This window comes from Streptomyces sp. Y2F8-2, assembly GCF_014905555.1.
In the GTDB taxonomy this organism is placed as follows: domain Bacteria; phylum Actinomycetota; class Actinomycetes; order Streptomycetales; family Streptomycetaceae; genus Streptomyces; species Streptomyces cynarae.
Genome location: NZ_BNGS01000006.1, coordinates 378,413 through 401,166 on the forward strand (window position 1 = coordinate 378,413; position 22,754 = coordinate 401,166).

18 protein-coding genes are annotated in these 22,754 nt (G+C 73.3%); 11 read left to right on the plus strand and 7 right to left on the minus strand.

All coding sequences use genetic code 11. From position 1 onward, the window contains the following. Nucleotides 1–6: 6 nt before the first annotated feature. Together SY2F82_RS22305 and SY2F82_RS22310 are read right to left on the minus strand one after the other, a co-directional pair. Nucleotides 7–3,123 (minus strand): sacsin N-terminal ATP-binding-like domain-containing protein, encoded by a 3,117-nt coding sequence (locus SY2F82_RS22305; RefSeq protein ID WP_200420919.1) that lies wholly within the window; start codon nt 3,121–3,123, stop codon nt 7–9. Nucleotides 3,124–3,346: 223 nt separating this feature from the next. Beyond that, nucleotides 3,347–4,267 (minus strand): DUF3027 domain-containing protein, encoded by a 921-nt coding sequence (locus SY2F82_RS22310; RefSeq protein ID WP_236041727.1) that lies wholly within the window; start codon nt 4,265–4,267, stop codon nt 3,347–3,349. A 376-nt stretch (nt 4,268–4,643) separates the two neighbouring features. Here SY2F82_RS22310 and SY2F82_RS22315 point away from each other — a divergent pair, with 376 nt between their 5' ends. From SY2F82_RS22315 to SY2F82_RS22330, 4 genes are all read left to right on the plus strand, one after another. Then, nucleotides 4,644–6,077 carry an MFS transporter gene (locus SY2F82_RS22315; protein ID WP_200420921.1) on the plus strand — a complete coding sequence of 478 codons (1,434 nt, stop codon included), beginning with the start codon at nt 4,644–4,646 and terminating at the stop codon, nt 6,075–6,077. A 71-nt stretch (nt 6,078–6,148) separates the two neighbouring features. After that, nucleotides 6,149–6,610, plus strand: a complete 462-nt coding sequence (locus SY2F82_RS22320; protein WP_200420922.1) for a DUF2771 domain-containing protein — start codon at nt 6,149–6,151, stop codon at nt 6,608–6,610. Next, the gene (locus tag SY2F82_RS22325) at nt 6,580–7,323 is read left to right on the plus strand and encodes a futalosine hydrolase (RefSeq protein ID WP_374707195.1); all 744 of its coding nucleotides are present in this window, start codon (nt 6,580–6,582) and stop codon (nt 7,321–7,323) included. The genes SY2F82_RS22320 and SY2F82_RS22325 overlap by 31 nt, the downstream gene beginning before the upstream one ends. Next, the gene (locus SY2F82_RS22330; protein WP_200420923.1) at nt 7,320–8,174 is read left to right on the plus strand and encodes a 1,4-dihydroxy-6-naphthoate synthase; all 855 of its coding nucleotides are present in this window, start codon (nt 7,320–7,322) and stop codon (nt 8,172–8,174) included. The genes SY2F82_RS22325 and SY2F82_RS22330 overlap by 4 nt, the downstream gene beginning before the upstream one ends. 25 nt (nt 8,175–8,199) lie before the next feature. On the opposite strand, the gene SY2F82_RS39720 is transcribed toward SY2F82_RS22330, so the two are convergent. Further along, nucleotides 8,200–8,583, minus strand: a complete 384-nt coding sequence (locus SY2F82_RS39720; protein WP_103845154.1) for a cold-shock protein — start codon at nt 8,581–8,583, stop codon at nt 8,200–8,202. 175 nt (nt 8,584–8,758) lie between these two features. Here SY2F82_RS39720 and SY2F82_RS22340 point away from each other — a divergent pair, with 175 nt between their 5' ends. Next, the gene (locus SY2F82_RS22340; RefSeq protein WP_200420924.1) at nt 8,759–9,013 is read left to right on the plus strand and encodes a hypothetical protein; all 255 of its coding nucleotides are present in this window, start codon (nt 8,759–8,761) and stop codon (nt 9,011–9,013) included. A 19-nt stretch (nt 9,014–9,032) separates the two neighbouring features. On the opposite strand, the gene SY2F82_RS22345 is transcribed toward SY2F82_RS22340, so the two are convergent. Beyond that, nucleotides 9,033–9,650 carry an HAD family hydrolase gene (locus SY2F82_RS22345; RefSeq protein ID WP_200420925.1) on the minus strand — a complete coding sequence of 206 codons (618 nt, stop codon included), beginning with the start codon at nt 9,648–9,650 and terminating at the stop codon, nt 9,033–9,035. Between the two features lie 148 nt (nt 9,651–9,798). Here SY2F82_RS22345 and SY2F82_RS22350 point away from each other — a divergent pair, with 148 nt between their 5' ends. Further along, nucleotides 9,799–10,161: a hypothetical protein gene (locus SY2F82_RS22350; RefSeq protein ID WP_200420926.1), complete on the plus strand. Its 363-nt coding sequence runs from the start codon at nt 9,799–9,801 to the stop codon at nt 10,159–10,161. 80 nt (nt 10,162–10,241) lie between these two features. Here SY2F82_RS22350 and SY2F82_RS22355 read toward each other — a convergent pair whose 3' ends face one another. After that, on the minus strand, nt 10,242–11,237 hold the full coding sequence (locus SY2F82_RS22355; RefSeq protein WP_200420927.1) for a hypothetical protein: 996 nt from the start codon (nt 11,235–11,237) through the stop codon (nt 10,242–10,244). A 276-nt stretch (nt 11,238–11,513) separates the two neighbouring features. Here SY2F82_RS22355 and SY2F82_RS22360 point away from each other — a divergent pair, with 276 nt between their 5' ends. Further along, on the plus strand, nt 11,514–14,123 hold the full coding sequence (locus tag SY2F82_RS22360; protein ID WP_200420928.1) for a helicase C-terminal domain-containing protein: 2,610 nt from the start codon (nt 11,514–11,516) through the stop codon (nt 14,121–14,123). 115 nt (nt 14,124–14,238) lie between these two features. Then, entirely contained in the window at nt 14,239–15,885 is a 1,647-nt protein-coding gene (locus SY2F82_RS22365; protein WP_200420929.1) for a DNA repair helicase XPB, read from the plus strand. A gap of 28 nt (nt 15,886–15,913) precedes the next feature. Here SY2F82_RS22365 and SY2F82_RS22370 read toward each other — a convergent pair whose 3' ends face one another. After that, a complete protein-coding gene (locus SY2F82_RS22370) occupies nt 15,914–16,102 on the minus strand; it encodes a hypothetical protein (protein WP_200420930.1) in 189 nt (62 codons plus the stop codon). A 360-nt stretch (nt 16,103–16,462) separates the two neighbouring features. Between SY2F82_RS22370 and SY2F82_RS22375 the strand changes: the two genes are divergently transcribed. Beyond that, a complete protein-coding gene (locus tag SY2F82_RS22375; RefSeq protein ID WP_200420931.1) occupies nt 16,463–18,520 on the plus strand; it encodes a UvrD-helicase domain-containing protein in 2,058 nt (685 codons plus the stop codon). Between the two features lie 69 nt (nt 18,521–18,589). Here SY2F82_RS22375 and SY2F82_RS22380 read toward each other — a convergent pair whose 3' ends face one another. Then, entirely contained in the window at nt 18,590–21,766 is a 3,177-nt protein-coding gene (locus SY2F82_RS22380; protein ID WP_236041756.1) for a choice-of-anchor D domain-containing protein, read from the minus strand. Between the two features lie 432 nt (nt 21,767–22,198). On the opposite strand from SY2F82_RS22380, the gene SY2F82_RS22385 reads away from it, so the two are divergent. Then, nucleotides 22,199–22,432 carry a DNA/RNA non-specific endonuclease gene (locus SY2F82_RS22385; protein ID WP_236041728.1) on the plus strand — a complete coding sequence of 78 codons (234 nt, stop codon included), beginning with the start codon at nt 22,199–22,201 and terminating at the stop codon, nt 22,430–22,432. Nucleotides 22,433–22,439: 7 nt separating this feature from the next. Further along, nucleotides 22,440–22,748, plus strand: a complete 309-nt coding sequence (locus SY2F82_RS22390; protein ID WP_200420933.1) for a hypothetical protein — start codon at nt 22,440–22,442, stop codon at nt 22,746–22,748. Nucleotides 22,749–22,754: the final 6 nt, after the last annotated feature.

Sequence of the window (22,754 nt, forward strand, 5' to 3'; positions counted from 1 at the left end):
GATGCCCTAGTCGAACCAGCGGTCCCGCGCCAGCTCCTCGGTGCGGGACGGGTCCTCCAGCAGCGCCGCCACCTCGAAGCGGCGCGGCCACTGGCCCGCCGCCCAGGCCAGGCCCGCCGCGACGCCCTCCAGGGTGGCCGCGTGCAGCACACCGTCGGACGTCAGGCGCCAGTCCAGCTCGACCCCGTCGACGACGAGTTCCTCGTGCTCCACGTACGTCTGCGGCGTCCGCGGTCCGAGCAGGACCCGCACCGAGTCCGGTACGTCGTGCTCGACGCCCTCGGAGGTCACCTCGCCCGTCACCGACTCGCTCAGCCGTCGTACCTGGAACAGCTCGGCCAGGTCGGCGGCCCGGGCCGGGCGGACCGGCAGCAGGGGGACGCCCTCGGTGAAGGGCAGCAGGTCGGGCGAGTCGACGACCACCGCGTCGGCGGCGTCCACGACGGTCACGCGCCCGTCGACCACCGCCCGCAGCTCCTCCGGCAAGGTCACCTGCTGCGGGTCCAGCTCGGCCAACGCGCCGTACAGCGCGTGCAGTTGCGCGGCCGTGACGGCGCGGTCCGGGTCGGCGAGCCGGTCGAGGAGTTCCGCGGCGCCGCCGGGCTCGTCGAGGAGGGCGGCGACCGACGTCCGTACGCCGAGGGCGCGCAGCACCTGCTCGTCGTCGAAGCCGGTGGCGTCCGCCTCGTCGTACAGGCCGTGCAGCAGCGGGTCGCCGCCCGCCGCGCGCAGACCGGCCGGGCGGCGGCCGTCCAGCACCGGGTGGCCGCGCAGCCACCAGGCCGCGTAGGGGCGTACGACCTCGTGCGTGCCGTCCGGCAGCAGCACCCGCACCGACTGGGTGAGCGCGTCCCTGAGCGGGGGCTGCGAGAGCAGGGCGAGGGCCTGCGGCCAGCGGTCGTCGTCGACCAGGTCCAGGTCCCGCACCGCGACGATCTCGGTCGCCACCGGCGGTACGGGTGTGTCGGGCAGCCGGTCGAGGACGTCCTCGCACCACACGTCGACCGCGTCGAGCAGCCCCACGTCGTCGGGTTCGGCGAAGTCGGAGTCGCGGGGCTCCAGTTCGTCCGGGTCCAGGACGACATCGGTGGCGCGGACGAGGGCGAAATCGGCGAGCACGCCGCAGGCGGCCAGCGGCTGCTCGCCCCAGCGTTCGGCGAGGTCGGCGTCCACGAAGGCCAGTTCGCCCTCGCGCATGACGCTCGCGAAGGGGCTGCCGGGCAGCACGAGTTCCCCGGCGGGCGCGAGTTCGCCGTCCTCGTCGGGCAGCGCGAGCGCGCCGAGCCACGGCTCGTCACCGGGGTCGAGGGCCGCCTCGCGGACGAGGGCGAGCACGGTGTCCGCCAGCTCCTCTGCGTCCAGGCCGTCCTCCTCCCAGCCCACGCCCTCGTCCTCGAGGGAGGCGGCGACGGCGGCCCGCACCTGCGGGGTGGTGAGGATGGCCCGCGGGGTGGCCGGGAGCGCGCCGAGCTTCTCCAGCAGCGGGTGGGCGCCGTCCGCGTGGGCGACCTTCAGTCCCAGCCGGGCCAGCGCCTCCGGAGCCACCGGCGGCCCGTCGAAGGTCGGCAGCAGGACCTGCCGGGGCCCGATCGTGGTCCGCCCGTCGGCCAGCGGCACCGGCAGCCCGGACAACCGGTCCGGGTCGACCCCGGCCAGGCTGTCGTACAGCCGCCACCACCACTCCGGCGCCTTCTCCAGCCCCGCGAGCCGGTCGATCGCCTCGGTCAGCGGCACCCGGGCCACGCCCAGCGTCCGCAGCTCCACGCGGCGTTCGAGGCCCGCGGGCAGCAGGCAGGGCAGCACCTCGGCGAGCACCCGCACGGTCCCGGTCCCGGCGCCCTCGACGATCTCGGCGTCCCGGGGGCGCAGTGCCTCGGGCAGTTCCTCGTCGTCGCCGGGCTCGTTCGCGGGCGGCAGGAAAGCGGTGCGCGGCAGCCGCTCCAGGATGGCCCCGCGCAGCGCGCCGTCCAGCTCCCCCTTGCCCAGCGGCCCCGGCACCAGGTCGAGGATGCCGGGGGTCACCGGGCGCCAGGCGGCGAGGAGTTCGGCGTAGGCGTCGGCCGCGCGCTCCACCAGGAAGTCGGTCAGCGGGCCGGGCGCGGCGTGGCGGCGGCTGGTGTCCAGCGGGAACGACGCGATGAGCAGGGCGGGCACCCCGAGCGGCTCGTCGCTGGGGGTCGGGGCGTGCACCACCGGGGCGGTGCGGGGACGGCCCGGGGTGCCGTCGGCCTCCGCGGGGACGGCCCAGGTGACGGACCAGTGGGGGCGCAGCCGCTCCTCGACCGGGCGGTCGGCGAGCAGGTCGGGGGTGAGGGGGCCGTGCTGGGAGACGGTGCGCCAGCGGGTGGTGCCGTCCCGGGAGTCCTCCACGACGGTGTGGGTGCCCTCGGTGCGGCGGACCAGCGTGCGCGGGCTCTCGTCGTGGATCTCGACGACGACCTCTTCGAGGCCGGGCAGGGCGAGCAGCAGCGCGTCGTCGACGGCCCCCAGCAGCCGCTCGGCCAGATCGGCGGCCGCCGCGTCGCGCAGCGGGAGGATGACGGCGGTGTCGTACGGGTCCGGGGCGGTGCCCTCGGCGGCGAACGGCAGCCTCAGCAGCGGTACGTGCCCGTCGCGGCGGCGGATCTCGTCGCCGAGGCCGGGGCTGTGCCGGGCGGTCTCGGTGGCGAGTTCCCGGGCCTCGGACAGGGCCCAGCGCACCCCTCCGTGCCGGCCGACGACCGCGGGTTCGTCACTGACGGAGAGCACGGCCGCGAAGCCGACGCCGAAGCGGCCGACGGCCTGCTCCCGTTCGTCGCGCTTGGCGGAGGCCCGCAGGGTGGACAGCGACTCGACACCGGCCGCGTCGAGCGGGGCACCGGTGTTGGCGGCGACGAGCACACCCTCGCGGAGGGTCAGCCGGAGCCGGCCGGGCACCCCCGCCCGGGCCGCGGCGTCGGCGGCGTTCTGTGCGAGCTCCACGACGAGGCGGTCGCGGTAGCCGCCGAGGACGAGGTCCTCCTCGGCGTTGGCGTCCTCGCGGAACCGGGCCGGGCTGGTCGCCCAGGCGTCCAGCACGCCACGGCGCAGGCGGGCCGTGCCGAACGGGTCGCCTTCGGCTGCCGGTCGCACGAACTTGCTCACGGTTCACTCTCCCTCTGGCGGCGGGGGGCTGCCGCCGGACGAAGGTACCGTGCGGGAGCGTGGCCGACATTCGGGCAGGTGCCGTCTGCCGGAGGCGCCGCTCTGCGGGCTCCGCCCGAGGCGCCCCTGTCCGCCTGAACGGCCTCGTCCTCAATCCCCCGAGCTCTACGAGCAGGGGGACCCCCGGACGGGCTGGTGATGCTGGACCAGGCTCCAGCCGCTCTTACGAGTGCCCCAGCTCCGCCGACGACTCGTCCGCCACCGTCGGCACCGACCCCTCCGGCGACGGCCGCAGCGGAAACGGTTCGACCTTCGTCTCGTCGACCACCGGCGGAGCCGGGCGCGGCGTCTTCGGCATGACCGCCGCCTCCGAGTGAGCGCCGCAGCCGTACGACAGGGAGACCACGTGGCCGTCCGCCGGGGAGAACTCGTTGGCGCACACCCCGAAGGCCTGTCCGAGCGAGCCGCCGATCGGGACCAGGAAGCCGCAGGAGACACAGGAGGCGGGAGCCGCCTGTGCCATCGGCGTCTTGGCGCCGAACGCCTCCTCCCAGCGGTCGGCGGCGACGTGCAGTCCGTAGCGGGACAGGACCCGGGCGCGACGCATGCCCAGCTCCTCCGCCACCGCGGAGATCGAACCGCGCGAGGGGGCGATCGGCAGGTTCGCCGGGGTCCCGCCGGTCACCTCCGCGTCCTCCGCCTCGACCAGCTCGGCCATCTCGCCGGAGACCGCCGCGTTCGGCGGCGGCTCCTCCTCGCCGGTGAAGCCGGGCTCCAGGCGCAGGTCATCGGCGTCCGTCGGCAACAGGTCGCCCGGGCCCAGGTCGCCGGGGCGCAGCCGCTCGCTCCACGGCACCCACTCCGGGGCGAGCAGCGCGTCGGGGCCGGGCAGCAGGACCGTCTCGTCCACCGTGACGACCTTGGCGCGCGAGGCCCGCGCGACCGTCACCGCCCAGCGCCAGCCCCGGTACCCCAGTTCCTTGCACTCGAAGAAGTGCGTGACAACACGGTCACCCTCGGAGACCATCCCGGAGTGCTCGCCGACGACGCCGGGCGCGGCGGCCTCCTCGGCGGCGGTGCGTGCGAGGTCGATCGCCTCGGCGCACAGGCGGTCGGGGGTGCGGCTTCGCGTTGTCGCGCTCACAGGTATCGCTTCTCTCCTACGCCGTCTCACGGTGCGCCCCTTCTCGGTTGGGTGCGGACGGAGCGGACCTGAGGGCCGCGTCGACGTCCGCGCCCGATCGCGCTCGGGCGCACCCACACCATCCATTCTGCGGGATGGATTTCAGGCGCGCGGCCGAGAACAATCGCCACGGCGCGCTACGCACGCTACCCTCTCCGGGCGCCGCGGCCCACACCGAGTCGCCGCCCTTTCCCGGAGCCCGGCCCTCCGCATGCCGTTCGGGACGTGTCGCCGCGGCTCCTTCGAGCGGGCGCGTCCCGCCCCCGGTACGACACCGGCCGATCCCGTACGTGCGGTAACGGCACTACACCCGCGCTTCTCGGGGCACTATGACGGGGTGGCAGCCGCGAGGTCGTCCCAGGGAACCACCGGGGTCGGTGGGGTCGGGGGGCGCAGCCGAGGTGGCGGTTCGGGCCGGTTCGGCGGGTCCGTCCGCGCGGTCGGCCGTGCCGTGCGCCGTCCGTTCACCGGTGTCGTTCGCGGTATCCGGAAGGCCACGCACGCGCACGGCGCGGGCGAGTCCGGCCTCGGCAAGCTCATCGAACTGCACGCGGTGAACGGCGCCGGCGACGTCATGATCACCGTCGCCCTCGCCTCCACCGTCTTCTTCTCCGTGCCGACCGACGAGGCCCGCGGGCGCGTCGCGCTCTACCTCGCCATCACCATGGCGCCGTTCACGGTGCTCGCCCCCGTGATCGGCCCCCTCCTCGACCGTCTCCGGCACGGCCGGCGGGCCGCGATGGCGGGCGCGATGCTCGCCCGCGCCCTGCTCGCACTGATCATCTCGGGGGCGGTGGCGAGCGGAAGCCTGGAGCTGTACCCGGCGGCGCTCGGCGTCCTCGTCGCGTCGAAGGCGTACGGCGTCGTCCGCAGCGCCGTGGTGCCGCGGCTGCTGCCGCCCCACTTCTCCCTGGTGAAGGCCAACTCCCGGGTCACCCTCGGGGGCCTGCTCGCCACCGGGCTGGCCGCGCCGGTCGGAGCCGCGCTGCACGCCATCGGTCCCGGCTGGCCGCTGTACGGCGCCTTCGCACTGTTCGTCGCGGGGACGTTCCTGTCGTTCTCGCTGCCGCCGAAGGTCGACTCGGCGAAGGGGGAGGACCGCGCGCTGCTCGCCTCGGACGAGGAGCATCTGCACGGCCCCGAGCGCAAGGCGGCCTCACGCCGGCCCGGGCTGCGCACCGTGGGCCCCGCCGTCATCCACGCCCTGGCCGCCAACGCCGCGCTGCGCTCCCTGTCCGGCTTCCTGATCTTCTTCCTCGCCTTCCTGCTGCGCGAGCACCCCCTCACCGGGGAGAGCGCGGCGGTGTCGCTGGGCATCGTGGGCGTGGCGGCGGGCACGGGCAACGCGCTCGGCACGGCCGTCGGCGCCTGGCTGAGGTCGCGCGCACCGGAAGTGATCATCGTGACGGTGGTGGCGATCGTGCTGGGCGCGGCGATCACCGCGGCGGTGTTCTTCGGAGCGTTCCTGGTGGCGTGTCTGGCGGCGGTCGCCGGGTTCGCGCAGGCGCTCGCCAAGCTGGCGCTGGACGCGCTGATCCAGCGGGACGTGCCGGAGCTGGTGCGCACCTCGGCGTTCGCGCGCTCGGAGACCTTGTTGCAGATGGCGTGGGTGCTGGGCGGCGCGATCGGGATCGTGCTCCCCCTCAACGGGGTGCTGGGGCTCTCGGTCGGCGCGGCGATCGTCGCGGCGGGCTGGCTGCCGACGGTACGGGCGCTGCTGGCCTCGGCACGGCGCGAGGGCACGGCCCCGGCCCGGGTGCGTGGGGCCTGATCGCGGGAGCGGGCGGCACGTCGTCCACCCCGCGTGGGGGGCGCTCCGGCCGTGCCCGATAGCCTTCGGCCATGACCGCACTGCGTTCCCGTCGCGCCGTAGCCGCCTTCGGCGCCGTTTCCGCCGGACTGCTCCTGCTGTCCGCCTGTGAGAAGCCGTCGCCGCTGGCGACCATCACGGTCGGCACGAACTCGGTGAGCTCCCAGACCGACTGCTACAACGACGGCAAGGAAGTACCCTCCGCCGATCTGGCGAAGTGCCTGAAGTCGAAGGACATCGAGTCGATCAAGGTCGACCCCGACGAGACGGTCCGCTTCGGCGTCGACCCGGCCATCGCGGACAAGGGCTGGACGATCCTGATGAACGGCCAGCCGCTGACCGAGTCCAGCACCAAGACCTACCGCACGATCCCGGGCAGCGTGTTCTTCAACGCCCAGTACGGGGCGAGCGGCAACTCCACGCTCGTCTCCATCAAGGAGGGCGAGAACAAGGTGACGGGGCTGTGGTCCTTCAAGCTCGAGAAGGCTTCCTGATCACGTCCTCCCCTGCGCGGGTCCTGGTGGCCACCGCGGTCCCCGTGGAACGGGACGCGGTGGCCGGGGCCTTCGTATCCCCGGCCGCCGAGGTACGGCTCCCCGGGGTGACCCTGCACCGCACCGGCGCCTACGACCTGCTCGCCGCAGGGGTGGGCCCCGCCCTCGCCGCCGCCTCCACCGCCGCCGCGCTCACCGCCGCCGCCCTCGACGGCGCCCCCTACGACCTGGTCGTGTCCGCCGGCATCGCGGGCGGTTTCGCGCCCGACGCGCCCGTCGGCTCGCTCGTCGTCGCCGACGACATCGTGGCCGCCGACCTCGGCGCCGAGACCGGGGACGGCTTCCTGCCGGTCACCGAACTCGGCTTCGGGACCGTCAGCCACCGGCCGCCGGAATCACTCGTACGAGAGCTCGTCGCCGCCACCGGGGCGTCGGCCGGGACCGTGCTCACCGTCTCCACCGTGACCGGCAGCGCCGTGCGCGCCGCCGAGCTGCGGGCCCGGCATCCGCGGGCGCTCGCGGAGGCGATGGAGGGGTTCGGGGTCGCGGAGGCGGCCGCCGCGCACGGCACGCCCGTCGTGGAGGTCCGGGCCGTCTCCAACCCGGTCGGCCCGCGCGACCGCGCCGCCTGGCGCATCGGTGACGCGCTCACGGCCCTCACGGAGGGTTTCGGGAAGCTAGCGCCCGTATTGGAGAGTTGGGAGTCAGCATGACCGCATCCGCCGAGCCCCTGAAGATCGCCTACTCCCCCTGCCCGAACGACACGTTCGTCTTCGACGCCCTCGCCCACGGCCGCGTGCCCGGCGCGCCGGCGCTCGACGTGAGGTTCGCCGACATCGACATCACCAACGGGATGGCCGAGCGCGGCGAACTCGACGTGCTGAAGGTGTCGTACGCCGTCCTGCCGTACGTCCTGGACGAGTACGCCCTGCTGCCCTGCGGGGGCGCGCTGGGGCGGGGCTGCGGGCCGCTGGTGCTCACGCGGGAGGAGGGGGTCGATCTCACCGGCAAGACGGTCGCCGTGCCGAGCGAGAGGTCCACGGCGTATCTGCTCTTCCGCCTGTGGGCGGCGGACACCGTCCCCGGCGGGGTGGGGGAGATCGTGGTCATGCCCTTCCACGAGATCATGCCGGCCGTGCGGGACGGGAAGGTCGACGCGGGGCTGGTCATCCACGAGGCGCGGTTCACGTACAAGAACTACGCCCTGTACAAGCTCGCGGACATGGGCGAGCACTGGGAGGACACCACCGGCCTGCCGATCCCGCTGGGCGCGATCATCGCCAAGCGGTCGCTGGGCGCGGACGCGCTGAAGCTGCTCGCCGACTCGATCCGCACCTCCGTACGGGCGGCCTGGGACGACCCCGAGGCCTCACGCCCGTACGTCATGGAGCACGCCCAGGAGATGGACCCGGCGGTGGCGGACCAGCACATCGGCCTGTACGTCAACGAGTTCACCGCCGACCTGGGCGAGGACGGCTACGCGGCGGTCCGGGGCCTGCTCACACGCGCGGCGGCCGAGGGGCTGGTTCCGCCCCTCGGCCCGAATGCGCTCGCGTTCCCCTGACGGGATCGGTGCCCTGTGCGCGTGGTCAGACGTCCAGCTGGTCGGCGACCGCGCGCAGCAGGCCCGCGATCTTCTTGCCGGAGGCCTTGTCGGGGTAGCGGCCCTTCTCCAGCATCGGGGTGATGTTCTCCAGGAGGGTCGTCAGGTCCTGGACGATGGACGCCAGTTCGTCCGGCTTCTTGCGCTGCGCGGCGGCGACCGAGGGGGTCGGCTCCAGAAGGGTGACGGACAGCGCCTGGTCGCCGCGCTGGCCGGCGACCACTCCGAACTCCACGCGCTGTCCCGGCTTCAGGGAATCCACTCCGGCGGGGAGAACCGAGGAATGGACGAAGACGTCGCCGCCGTCGTCGCGGGAGAGAAAGCCGAAGCCCTTCTCACTGTTGAACCACTTGACCTTGCCGGTAGGCACGTCTGTCCTCGTCCTCGTACTCGTCGGAAACTGCGTCTGCAAAGTTTTTCGGAAAACTGCTCTGGAGAGCACTGCAGCGGGCCGCGCGGACCCGCCGGTACCAAGGCTAATGGTCCCCGGGCCGGTGACAAGACGTCGCTGAGTGGTTCCTCGCGGTGGGAACTACCCTGGTCCAGTGCGTGACAAAACCCAAGCGAATTCCGCCGCGGCCGGCGACCGGCTGATCCGTGCAGGTGCCATCGTGTTCTTCCTCGGGGCCGTGTCCACTTTGGTCACCGTGGCCCCGTTGCTGCTGGGGACGAAGCCTTTCCCGCCGTACATGTACGGCCTGTGCATGCTCATGGGCGTGGGCTTCCTGATGGCCGGGGCCGGGGTGCTCCAGTCGATCGCGGAGGGGCGCAGGCAGGCGCGCGCAGCGGGGCAGCGGTAGGGGTGGCGGTAGCGGGTCGCTACCGAGCCCGGTACGTCGCGAGCCAGGCCGGGAACTCGGTGAGGTCGGCGAGGACGACGTCCGCGCCCGCGGCCCGCAGCTCGTCGGCGTCGCAGGGGCCCGTGGCGACGGCGACGGAGTGGGCCCCCGCCGTACGGGCGCCTCGCACGTCCCCCGTGTGGTCGCCGACGTAGACCGCCGCGCCGTGGTCGAGCAGCGCCTCCGCCTTGCGCTCGGCCCACAGGTCGCCGATCACCGCGTCGGGTTCGATGCCGAGGTGCTCCAGGTGCAGCTTGGCGTTGGGCTCGTACTTGGCGGTGACGACGATCGCGCGCCCGCCGGCCCCCCGTACGGCGTCGATCGCCTCGCGGGCGCCGGGCAGGGCGGGCGTCGCGGCGATGGCGATGGTGGGGTACATCTCACGGTAGAGGTCGGCCACGGCGTCGATCTCCTCGGCCGGGAACCAGTTCACAAGCTCCTCCGCGAGCGGCGGCCCGAGCCGGGTGACGGCCAGGTCGGCGTCGATGTACGTGCCGGTCCGGGCGGAGAGTGCCTGGTAGCAGGCGTGGATTCCGGGCCGGGAGTCGATCAGCGTCATGTCGAGGTCGAAGCCGACGGTGAGGGCGCGAGAGGTCATATCGGCGATTGTTCCAGGGGAGAACATGCCCATAGGGATCAAATCATCCCATCGGTGACATCATGAGTAGTGAATTCCGTATCACGACGGTCGTCCTACGGGACGACACCTGAGCCCTTTCCTGTCAGCACGGGAAGGCGGTGAGCACGTGAGCGACACCGAGCAGGAGCCCACTGCGGCCGAAGGGACAGAGGCGGAGAGCACCCCCGAGCAGACGCCGGACACCGGGACGGAAGGGCCCGGGACCACTGGGGCCGAGGGCGTCGGGGGCGAGGAACCGGAAACCGCCGCGGCCGAAGAGACCGCGACCGAAGGGCCTGAGGCCACGACGGCCGGGGAAACCGCGACCGGAGGGCCCGAGGCCACCACGGCGACCGAGGAGACCGGAGAGACCGGGGAGACCGGGGCTGAGGAACCCACGACCACCGCGGCCGAGGACACCGGGGCTGAAGCACCCGAGACCGGCGCGGCCGAGGAGAGCGGGAGCGAAGACACCGGCACGGAGGAGTAGAGGAGTGGAGGTAGAGGCGTAACGGAGGATCGTCGAGTAATGAACGGCCCCGGCTCCCGTGAGCCGGGGCCTTTGTGGTGTCACCGGCGTCGCTGTGAGCGCCAGACCAGGAACAGGGCCGAGGTGACGGCGGCGCCGCGGACCACCCAGGGCCAGGTCTGGGCGATCGCGTCGTTCATGTGGCCCTCCGTGATGGGGGTGCCCCAGCGACCGTCCGTGCGGCCCCACAGCCAGACGATGCCGGCGGCCGCGACCAGGCCGGGCATGCCCATGACCGCCCACTTGGACTCGGTGGGGGTCAGCCGACGGGAGGCCCAGGCGATGAGCCAGCCGAGCCCGAGGGCGATCCAGTTGCCGAGCACGGCGCCGGCGACGAGGAGACCGGCGGCGAGGAGCAGCAGGGGGTTGCGCCATCCCGTCAGGCGCGGCAGCCGGCGGGCAGGGGCGGCTGCGGTCCCCTCGGCGGCGGGGGCGGCCTCCACGGCCGGTACCGGCTCCGGTTCCTTCCGCTCGGTCTCCGGCTTCGGCGGGTCGCGCGGCGGCGGCTTCAGCAGCTCGGGGATCTCCACACCGCCGACGAACCCGGGGACGCCGTCACCGGCCCCGAACGCACCGCCAGGCCCGCCGTCGACCCGCCACCAGTCGGGCCGGACGGCGCTGTCGCCGAGCTCGTGGGCAGCGGCAAGGTGGGGCGGGGAAGGGGCGTTCCGGGAGGTGTCGGCGGGCGGGGGCTCGGCCGGGCGTGGCCGGGGTACGATCCGGCGCAGGCCCTTGGGACGGTCGTCCGTGTCGTTCGCCCGCTGGACGGGCACGGAGGCGGGACGGCTGTCGGTGGCGCCGGCGGGAGCGTCGGCGGACGCGGCGGCGACGACCTCGTCGGGGGTGCCGAGCCGGTCAAGAATCCGGCGGACGGCCGTGGGGCTGTCGACGGCGGCCTTCGCCCGCCGCCGGTCGATCTCGTTCCGCAACTCGGACACGAGGCGCATGCGCGCGGCCGACGGCAACTGGCGCTGTTGGGCCACGTCTCCGACCCGGCTCAGATAGTCGAAGACGAGCTGATCGCTCTCAATCCCCACGAAGCCCCTCCGGGGTGGCGTCGCATCTTCCCCGTACCGTACCGGGGCGAACCGCACTCTGGGGGCTTCGCCCCCAGCCCCCGGTCGGCCTTCGGCCTGAAGAGTGGGGTGGCTCGGGCGAGTGCCCCGCTGCGGGCCGCCGGTGGCTGATCGCGCAGTTCCCCGCGCCCCTGCGCCTCCCCGCGCCCTGGGGGTGGGCGGCTGGGGTGGGATCCTCTCGGTGGTTGCTCCGCCGGGGCACGCGTCGGGGCCGTCCCACCCGCTACCGTTGACCGGATGACGACCGAGGAGCGCTCACGCAAGGAAGCCGCCGGCACCGGTGCGCCCCGTTCGCTGGCCGAATTCCTGCGCGCCCGGGACGACGCCTCGCTGGCCGCCCTCCTCCGCGCCCGTCCGGACCTCATCACCCCGGTCCCCACCGACCTCACCCAGCTCGCCACCCGCGCCGCCACCCGCGCCAGCGTCATCCGCGCGCTGGAGCGCCTCGACCGGTTCGCCCAGCAGACGGCGGAGGCACTCGCCGTGGCCGGGGACCCGGCGTCGTACGGCGAACTCCTCCGGCTCATGACCGGTGACGGCGGCGCCGAGGCCGATCCCGTGGTCGCCGAGGCCGTCCCCCACGCCCTCGCCACCCTGCGCGAGCAGGCCCTCGTGTGGGGCACCGACGACCGGCTCCACCTCGTCCGCACCGCCCGCGAGCTGCTCGCGCCCACCCCGCAGCACCCCTCCCCCACCGGCCTCGGCCCCACCGTCGCCGAGGCCACCGCGGGCATGTCCCCGGGGCGGATCCAGGAGATCCTCACCACCGCGGGGCTTCCGACCACCCACGACGCCGTGTCCGCCGTCTCCTCGCTCACCGGCCTCTTCAGCGACCGGGCCCGCATGGCCGCGCTCCTCGCCACGGCACCCGCCGAGTCCCTCGAGGTGCTCCACCGGCTGGTGTGGGGGCCGCCGTACGGGCAGGTCACGCCGGACCCCGCCCCACGTCTGCGCTGGCTCCTCGACCGTGGTCTGCTGCTGCCCACGGCACCCGGCACCGTCGTACTCCCCCGCGAGGTCGCCCTGCATCTGCGGTCCGGGCGGGCGCACCGCCGTCCCGAGCCGCTGCCGCCCGCCGTGGAGCCCGCCGCCACCCACCGTCCACAGGTTGTGGACGCGACCGCGGCCGGTCAGGCGTACACGGCGCTCGCCACCGTCGAGGAGCTGCTGAAGGACTGGGACGAGGGCGGGCCGGCCGTGCTGCGGGCCGGTGGGCTCAGCGTGCGGGATCTGAAGCGGACGGCCGTCGCCCTCGACGTGCCGGAGCCCGTCGCCGCCTTCTGGGTGGAACTCGCCTACGCGGCGGGCCTGCTGGCCTCGGACGGCGAGGCCGACGAGCGGTACGCGGCCACCCCGGCCTACGACGAGTGGCTGGAACGCCCCGCCGCCGAGCGCTGGACCCGGCTCGCCACCGCCTGGCTGGCCGCCACCCGCACCCCCGGTCTGGTCGGCGGGCGCGACGCCAAGGACCGCGCCCTGTCCGCGCTCGGCCCCGGTCTCGACCGCTCCTCCGCGCCCGAGGTCCGCCACCGGGTCCTGACTCTGCTCGCCGGGCTGCCGGAAGGCGCCGCGGCCACCCCCGAGTCGATCCTGGCCCGGCTGCGCTGGGAGCGGCCCCCGCGCGGCACCCAGCCTGCGGCCGTCCAGCCCGCCGCCGCCCAGCCCCCGGCCGACGACCTGCGCACCCGCCTCGCCCAGTGGACCCTCTCCGAGGCGGAACTCCTCGGCGTCACCGGCCGCGGCGCCCTGTCCGCCCACGGCCGCGCCCTGATCGGGGAGCCCTCCGGTCACACTCCGGCCGTCGAGCCCGCCGCGACCGGCCCCGGCGACAAGCTCCCCGTCCACCACCAGCACCACCGGCCCGCCGCGCCCCGCGCCCCGCTCACCCCCGCCGAGCAGGCCGCGGCCGCCTCCCGCGCCGCCCGCCTGCTCGCCCCGCTGCTGCCCGAACCGCTGGACCACGTCCTGCTGCAGGCCGACCTCACGGCGGTGGCCCCCGGGCCGTTGCAGCGCCCGCTGGCCGACGTGCTCGGCGTGCTCGCGGAGGTGGAGTCGAAGGGCGGCGCGACCGTCTATCGCTTCACGCCCGCCTCCGTCCGCCGCGCCCTGGACGCCGGCCGCACCGCGTCGGACCTGCACGCCTTCCTGACCGCCCACTCCCGCACGCCGGTACCGCAGCCGCTGGCCTATCTGATCGACGACGTCGCGCGGAAGCACGGTCACCTGCGCGTCGGCGCGGCCTCGGCGTACGTGCGCTGCGACGACGACGCCCTGCTCAACGAGATCCTCGCCGACAAGCGTTCGGCCGCCCTGCGCCTGCGCCGCCTGGCCCCGACCGTCCTGGCCGCCCAGACCGACCCCGCGACCCTCCTGGAGGGGCTGCGCGCCATGGGGCTCGCCCCGGCCGCCGAGTCCGCCGAGGGCGACGTCCTGATCGCCCGCGCCCACGCCCACCGCACCCCGCCGCGCACCCCGCCCGAGCCGGTCCCGGACGGCCCGCCGGCCCCGGACGCCACCCTCCTCACGGCCGCCCTGCGCGCCATCCGCGCCGGGGACCTGGCCTCCACGGCCCCCCGCAAACCCACCGGCGCCCGCGACACGGCCGGCGACCTCCCGCGCACCACCTCCGCCGAGACCCTCGCCACCATGCAGGCCGCCGTGCTCACCGGTGAGTCCCTGTGGATCGGATATGTCAACGCCGACGGCGCCGCCAGCCAGCGCGTCATCGCCCCCATCCGCGTGGAGGGCGGCTACGTGACGGCGTACGACCACACGGCGGACGAGGTCCGCACCTATCCGCTGCACCGGGTCACGGGGGTCGCGGAACTCGCGGACGACCAGGAGTGACCGTCCGCGAGCCGGCCTTGATCGTCCTCCTATGAGGCACACTGGACGTTTGGCCGTGCAGAGTCGCGCAGAGCCATACAGATCCGTGCAGAGCCGTGCAGAAAGGCAGCCGCGCGTGAATGGTCCGCTGATCGTCCAGTCCGACAAAACCCTGCTCCTCGAAGTCGAGCACGAGCAGGCCGACGACTGCCGTCGGGCCATCGCGCCGTTCGCCGAGCTGGAACGGGCACCCGAGCACATCCACACCTACCGCGTGACCCCGCTCGGGCTGTGGAACGCGCGCGCCGCGGGCCACGACGCCGAGCAGGTCGTGGACGCGCTCGTGCAGTACAGCCGGTATCCCGTGCCGCACGCGCTGCTCGTCGACATCGCCGACACCATGGACCGGTACGGGCGGCTGACCCTCACCAAGCACCCGGCCCACGGGCTGGTCCTGAGCACCACCGACCGGCCCGTCCTGGAGGAGGTGCTGCGCTCCAAGCGGATCGCTCCGCTGGTCGGGGCCCGGATCGACGAGGACACCGTCGCCGTGCACCCCTCCGAGCGCGGGCAGATCAAGCAGGTGCTGCTGAAGCTGGGCTGGCCCGCCGAGGACCTCGCCGGGTACGTGGACGGCGAGGCGCACCCCATCGAGCTGCGCGAGGACGGCTGGGCGCTGCGGCCCTACCAGAAGCAGGCCGTGGAGAACTTCTGGCACGGCGGCAGCGGTGTCGTCGTGCTGCCCTGCGGCGCCGGGAAGACCCTGGTCGGCGCCGGGTCCATGGCGCAGGCCAAGGCGACCACGCTGATCCTCGTCACCAACACCGTCTCCGCACGCCAGTGGAAGCACGAACTGGTGAAGCGGACCTCGCTCACCGAGGACGAGATCGGCGAGTACTCGGGGACCAGGAAGGAGATCCGGCCGGTCACCATCGCCACCTACCAGGTCCTCACCACCAAGCGGAAGGGCATCTACCCGCACCTGGAGCTGTTCGACTCCCGTGACTGGGGGCTCATCGTCTACGACGAGGTGCACCTGCTGCCCGCGCCCGTCTTCAAGTTCACGGCGGACCTGCAGGCGCGGCGGCGGCTCGGGCTGACGGCGACGCTGGTGCGGGAGGACGGCCGCGAGTCGGACGTGTTCTCCCTGATCGGGCCCAAGCGGTTCGACGCGCCGTGGAAGGAGATCGAGGCCCAGGGGTACATCGCGCCCGCCGACTGCGTGGAGGTCCGGGTGAACCTCACCGACTCCGAGCGGCTCACCTACGCCACCGCCGAGACGGAGGAGAAGTACCGGTACTGCGCGACCACCGACACCAAGCGGAAGGTGACCGAGGCACTGGTCAGACGCTTCGCCGGACAGCAGATCCTCGTCATCGGGCAGTACATCGACCAGCTGGACGAGCTGGGTGAGCATCTGGGCGCGCCCGTCATCAAGGGCGAGACGTCCAACGCGCAGCGCGAGAAGCTCTTCGACGCCTTCCGCCAGGGCGAGATCAGCGTGCTCGTCGTCTCCAAGGTGGCGAACTTCTCCATCGACCTGCCGGAGGCGACGGTCGCCATCCAGGTGTCGGGGACGTTCGGGTCGCGGCAGGAGGAGGCTCAGCGGCTGGGCCGGGTGCTGCGCCCCAAGGCCGACGGCCACCAGGCCCACTTCTACTCGGTCGTCGCCCGGGACACCATCGACCAGGACTTCGCGGCCCACCGCCAGCGGTTCCTGGCGGAACAGGGGTACGCGTACCGGATCGTGGACTCGGACGAGATCCTGGCCGGGGAGAACTGAGGCCGGGGAGCTGAGAGGGACGGGGTGACTAGGGGCGGCGGCGGATGCCGGCCTCCTCGCCGTACTCGCCGAAGAGGACCACGTCCACCGCGGCGCCCAGGAACACCTTGACGGCGCGCACGGCGTCGGCGAGGCGGTGGCGGTGGTGGTCGCCGTCGAGGGCCGTCGCACCGGACGGCGGGCCGTGCCGGGAGGGGGTGAAGGTTGCTGCGCTCATGTCTCCATGGTGGAACGGCACCACCCGAATGGCGTCGGACCAGGGACGTAACCTGCACGGCCCGCACCTCCCCCTTCAGTCGGTCCCCCGAGTGGTACCCAGGACGGACACCGACCCTGAGGACACCCGGGCCGCACCCCTGAAGCGGCGGTCGGCACGGCGGAAAAACCGTTGGCCGCCGTATCCGCCCGTCACCTAGAATCCCATCTCTTGCCCGCCTCCCTTCACGGAGAGCCGCCGTCCGGACGGAAACCGGACGGCAGAACCGCCACCCGTCACCGCAGCAGCCGGCCACCGGCACGCGCGCGTGCGTGCCCGCGTACCGCCCGGCTCCTTGCCACGCCCCGGAGGCACCTTTCCGTGTCCACCCCGACCACCCCGCCCGACACCGACACCGACCCCCTCTCCCGCGAACGCGCCCACCTCGCCGCCTCCCGGGCCGCCCTGCGGGCCATGCGTGAGGACGTGGAGAACCTCGACATCCGCGACGTCACCGCGAACTGGGTCAACGCGGAGGTCCTCGCCCACCAGATCGAGGAACGCATCAAGGCCCTCGCCGACCTCAGCCACACCCCCCTCTTCTTCGGCCGCCTCGACTACCTCCACGCCCCCGGCGCCGACCAGGCGGAGGGGGCGGAGGGCGAGAGGTTCTACATCGGGCGCCGGCACGTGCACGACGCCGACGGCGACCCCATGGTCATCGACTGGCGCGCCCCCGTCTCCCAGCCGTTCTACCGGGCCTCCAAGAAGGACCCCATGGACATCGGGCTGCGCCGCCGCTTCGGCTACACCGGCGGGGACCTCACCGCGTACGAGGACGAACACCTCTCCGACCCCGCCGAGGCCGCCACCACCAGCAAGCTGCTCCAGCGGGAGATCGAGCGCCCGCGCGTCGGCCCGATGCGCGACATCGTGGCCACCATCCAGCCCGAGCAGGACGAGATCGTGCGTGCCGGGCTGTCCGGGACGGTCTGCGTCCAGGGTGGACCCGGCACCGGCAAGACCGCCGTCGGCCTGCACCGCGTCGCCTACCTCCTCTACGCCCACCGCGAGCGCCTGGCCCGCACCGGGACCCTCGTCATCGGCCCCAACAAGTCCTTCCTGCACTACATCGAGCAGGTGCTGCCCGCACTCGGCGAGCTGGAGGTCAGACAGGCGACGGTCGACGACCTGGTCGCGCACGTCGAGGTGCGGGGCACGGACACCGCGGCCGCCGCCGTGATCAAGGGCGACGCGCGCATGGCGGAGGTCCTGCGCAGGGCCGTCCGTGCGCACGTGACCATGCCCACCGAGCCGGTCGTGGTGGTGCGGGGCTCGCGGCGGTGGCGGGTGCCGGCGTACGAACTGGAGGAGATCGTACGGGAGTTGCTGGACCGGGACATCCGTTACGGCGCCGCCCGGGACGCCCTGCCGCAGCGGATCGCGCACGCCGTGCTCGTCCAGATGGAGCGCTCGGGGGAGGCGCCGGACGACCGGGTGCAGGACGCCGTGGCCCGCAACGCGGCGGTCAAGGCGGCCGTCAAGGCGATCTGGCCGCCCGTCGACCCCGCCAAGCTGGTGCTGCGGCTGCTCACCGACGCCGACTTCCTCGCGGAACACGCGGACGGGGTCCTCGACGTGGACGAGCAGAAGGAGATCCTCTGGTCGAAGCCGGTCAGGTCGGTGAAGTCCGCCCAGTGGTCGCCCGCGGACGCCGTGCTGATCGACGAGGCCACCGACCTGGTGCAGCGCACGCACTCGCTCGGGCACGTGGTGCTGGACGAGGCGCAGGACCTCTCCCCGATGCAGTACCGGGCGGTCGGCCGGCGCTGCACGACCGGGTCCGCGACCGTGCTCGGCGACCTGGCGCAGGGCACCACGCCCTGGGCGACGCGGAGTTGGCAGGAGGCGCTCGCCCACCTCGGGAAGCCGGACGCGGTGGTCGAGGAGCTGACGGCGGGTTTCCGTGTGCCGACGGACGTGATCACGTACGCCTCCCGGCTGCTGCCGCACATCGCGCCGGGCCTGACGCCGGTCGCGTCGGTCCGTGAGAACCCGGGCTTCTTCGAGGTGCGTACGAGCGCCGGGGCCGCCGATGTGGTCGCCGCCTGCGCGGAGTTGCTGCGCAACGAGGGCTCGACGGGTCTGATCGCCGCCGACGCCCGCATCCCCGCACTGGCCGAGGCCCTCACGGCGGCGGGCGTCCCGTATCTGGCCCCCGGTGAGGAGACCACCCGGGAGACCCGACTGACCCTGGTCCCGGCCTCACTCGCCAAGGGTCTCGAGTACGACTACGTCGTCCTCGACGAGCCCCAGGCCGTCGTCGACGGCGAACCGGACGAACGCACGGGCCTGCGCCGCCTGTACGTGGCCCTCACCCGCGCGGTCTCGGGCCTGATCGTCACGCATGCGGCGCCGCTGCCGCCGCAACTCGGCTAGGGCGCGTCGGCGCCACCGGCCTCCAAGGGGCGGGTGCGGCACCGCGCGCGGTGCCGCGCCTCCGTCCTGTCAGATGAGCGAGTTGTAGATGTTCCAGCCGTAACCGATGGACGTGCGGGCCAGGAACGGCGCCGAGGCGCTGCCGGTGCCGCGGTAGAGCCACAGGCCGCCTTGGGCGTCGCGGGCGACGAGATCCGCCTTGCCATCCCCCGACAGGTCAGCGGTGCCGACGATGGAGCCGTAGATGTTCCAGCCGTAACCGATCTGCTTCCGGGGCGCGAAAGGCGCGTTCGGGTTGCCCGTGCCCTGGTAGAGCCACAGGCCGCCCTGAGCGTCGCGGGCTACGAGGTCGGCCTTCCCGTCCCCCGTCAGGTCACCGGTGCCGACGATGGAGCCGTAGATGTTCCAGCCGGTGCCGACCTGCTTCCGGGGCGCGAAAGGCGCCTTCGGGTTGCCGGTGCCCTGGTAGAACCACAGCACGCCGTTGCCGTCACGGCCGACGGCGGTTCCGGTGCCGTCCGCCGTCTCACCGCTGACACTGGTGATGATGTCGTAGGTGTTCCAGCCGGTTCCGATGGCGGTCCGGGGTGCCAGTGCCCCGGAGGGCACACCGGTGCCGCGGTAGAACCACAGGGTGCCGGAGTAGTCCCGTGCCAGCACGGCGCCCAGCTGCGACGCCGGGGGCACACCGGTGCCGGTGAGCGGCTCCAGCCGTGCCCCCTGCCCGGCGTCGCCCGTGACCTCGTACGAGGCCGACTGGCTGCCGCTCACGGTCGGGGCGAAGGTGACCGTCTGCCGGACACTCTGCTCGGGACCGATGACCAGGCCCTCGGGGAGCGGGTCGGCGCTGCTGAACACCCCTGCCGGGGCCTTCGCCTTGGTGACGGTGACCGGGATGTTCCCCGTGTTGGTGATGGTGAAGGTCCGTGTGCTCGACGTGCCGCGCACCACCGCGCCGAACGAGAGAGTCGTCGGGTCGAACACCAGATGGCCCTGGCCGCTGATCGCGTCGCCCTCGACCGGGATGGTGAGCGGGCCGCTGGTGCTGCTCAGTGTGATCGACGAGGAGTTGTGGCCGGTGGCCGTGGGCGCGTACCCGACTTGCAGGACGATCGAGCTCTGGGGCGGGATCACCGTCGGGTTCGCCGGGTCGGCGCTCGGCAGGCCGGCGGCCGTGAACGGTCCGTCGGGCGGGGTGACGGAGGTGACGGTCTCGGGGTCGGTGCCCGTGTTCGTCAGCTGGACGTTCGCGGTGGCCGTGGTCCCCGTCGGCTGGTTGTCGAAGGACACCGTGCCCGGGAACGCGGCCAGACCGGGCTTGGTGCCGACGCCGTGCAGGCTCAGTGCGAAACTGCCGGCGTCGGTGGCCACGGTGAGTGTTCCGCTCGCGCCCAGGACCGAGGTGGGTTCGAAGGAGACGGGTATCGACAGCTGCCCGCCCGCCGGGATCGTCGGAGGCAGCGACGAGGTGTCCGCGGTGAACGGACCGTCGACGGTGACGCCCTTGATGCCGAGGGACCGGGACGGGCTCTGGTTCTCCGTCAGGACGACGTCGGTCCTCGCGGAGCCGCCCACCGGTACGAGCCCGAATTCGACCGGGCCGCCCTTGAGCGGACTGCCCACCGGGTTGCCGAAGCCGTAGACCTTGCCCTCCCTGGTGCCGACGAAGACCTGCCCGCCGTCGGTGGCCGGGGTGGCGAACTTCGGCGCGGTGCCGATCGGCGCGGACCAGACCAGCGGCAGGACGCCGTTCGCGTCGGGAACCGGCTCGTACGCGCGCAGTTGCGCGTTGACGCCGGTCGGCCCGCCCGACCGGACCACCCACACCAGGGCGCTGCCCGAGCGTGTTCCGTCGGAGGTCACCACGGGCGATCCGCTGGTGTAGGGGAAGGAGTCCTGGCTGGACCCGGCGACGGTCAGCGCAGGGTCGCCCGAGCCCGTCACGCCGCGCTGCAGCGCCACCAGTGAGCCGCCGTTGCCGACGCAGTAGACATAACCGCCGTCACCACCCCAGACCGCGGGGTGGCCCCACTGGCCCTTGAGCGGCCCGGTGATGCCGACCACGTCGTCGGTCCCGCCGGTGCCCTGCGACCTTCCGCCGAGGTCGTCGCGGTCCAGCAGGAAGACCCGGCCGTCCTTGCCCTGCTGCACCAGCAGATGCGGGTGGGAGGCGGTGCCGAAGCCGTCCGGCAGACCGATGGGTCCGCCGGAGGCCAGGTCCTTGTCCTGCTGGTCCAGGGTCGGCGCGTTGGACGGGCTGAAGAAGTCGGCGGCCTTCAGGCTCCGGTCGGCCTGCACCTGCAGCCGGACCACGGACTCCGCGAGCGTGCCGGGCGGGGCGCTGCCGGGGCCGGGCGCCGGGCTGACGCCGTTGCCGGTGGCGAGGAAGATCCGGCCGGGACCGTCCGAGACGAGTCCCCCGCCGGACTGCCAGACGCCGGCCCCGCTGTTGCTGGCGCCGGTCTCCGTCGCCCACATCGAGGTCACCGAGGGGTTGGTGGTGCTGACGCCGACCACGTAGCCGCGATAGGGCTTGGCGTCGCAGTGTCCGCCGAACGCCGCGTACACCACCCCGTCGAGCAGCAGCAGGCCCGGACGTTGCATCTGGTACGCGGGCAGGAAGGACTGGGTGGGGTCGTTGGACGGGGTGCCCTGGATCGTCACGGGGAAGCCGGACTTCTCCGCCCCGGTGACCGGGTCGAGCGCGTGCATGTACCAGTGCGGACTCAGGGCGCCCGGGCCGTCGTCGACCTTGGTGGTCAGATAGACGGCCCCGCCGGCCGGGTCGTACACCGGCGTCGCGGTGCTGCCGATGGTCGGCACGAGATCGCCGCAGTTGAGGGTGGACGCGGGCCACGCGGGCCCGAAGCTGCGCTGCCACAGCACGGCTCCCGTGGCGCGGTCGAGGCCGTAGGCCTTGTTGTTCTCGGTGACCGCCACCACTGTGCCGCCGACGACGATCGGCTGGGCGTATATCTGCCCGTCGAGCTGCGCGGGGGCCTTCCAGAGCTGCCCGAAGGAAGAGGAGCGGACGTCGGACGGGCCGAGGTTCGGTTCACTCCGGTCCCAGCCGGTCCGGAGCGTGTCCACCGAGGCGGTCGTCTCGCTCGCCTGCGCCTGTGGGACGCCCAGCCCCATCAGGCCCGCGGTCACCGCGGCCGTCACGGCGAGCGCCAGGCGGCGCCGCCGGGTGGGTCTGCGTCTGTGCGCGTGTCCGGCGCCCGCCACCGCATCGCCTTGTGACATCGCCAAGGAAACCCCCCTGAGTCCCCATGTTCGACGGCCCCCACCGTCATCTCACCCGGCCACGGCGGTCTCCTCGGTCACGTGGGAGCCGCAGCGCACGGGCACAGCCCGCGCATCCAATCACACAATCGTCGCCTGCGTGTACGGCCGTTCACGCGATATACACGATTCCTTCACACGCCTGCGCAGCCGGCTTGCCGCCGAGCGACGGACATCGGAGGCGCACGGCGCAGGCGTGACTGCTGTTCGGGGAGGTCTCAGGAGAAGGCCGCCGGGGACTCCCAACCGCTGATCATTTCTCAGACCCGGCCTGATGGGGAAGCGAGTTGAGCACGGCGTCCAGGAGGCCGGGGAACCTGGCATCCAGATCCCCCTCCCGGCTGGCTGGGAGACGCCGCCAGCCACACGCGAGGACACCTGCTCGCGAAGTCCTTGGGCGGTGACGGAGCCGCCCCGGAGAACATCGTGATCATGTACGACAAAGCGAACAATGTGGTCATGAAGGACCTGGAACAGCAGATCTATGCGGTGGTGGACGCGGGTCACGACGTGCAGTACTCGGCGACACCCGTCTACGCGAACCCCACAGACCTGATCCCCTCCGGCGTTCACGTGACCGCCAAGGGCGGCGGCCTCGACATCGACCAAACCATCATCAACAAGTAGGCAGCTCATGACGGATCTGGAACTCCTGGCGGCATTCCCGGCGACGGGCGAGGGGGGTGTTGTCGTCAACGACTGGGAACGGGCCGAGGCTGCGCTGAAAGTCACGTTCCCCCCCGCCTTCATGCGCTTCCTGGACATGTTCGGCGGCGCGAAGTTCGACGACTTCCTGCGCGTGTACCGGGCGGGTGCTGACAACAAGAACGTCGATCTCCCCGCATCCCGCGTCGCAGCCTCGTCACCACGCCCCGGCGCCACCGCGATCGTCCGCACGCCGTTGGCGTGTGAGCCTCCACGTCGGCCGACGTGTCGCCGATGAGCACGG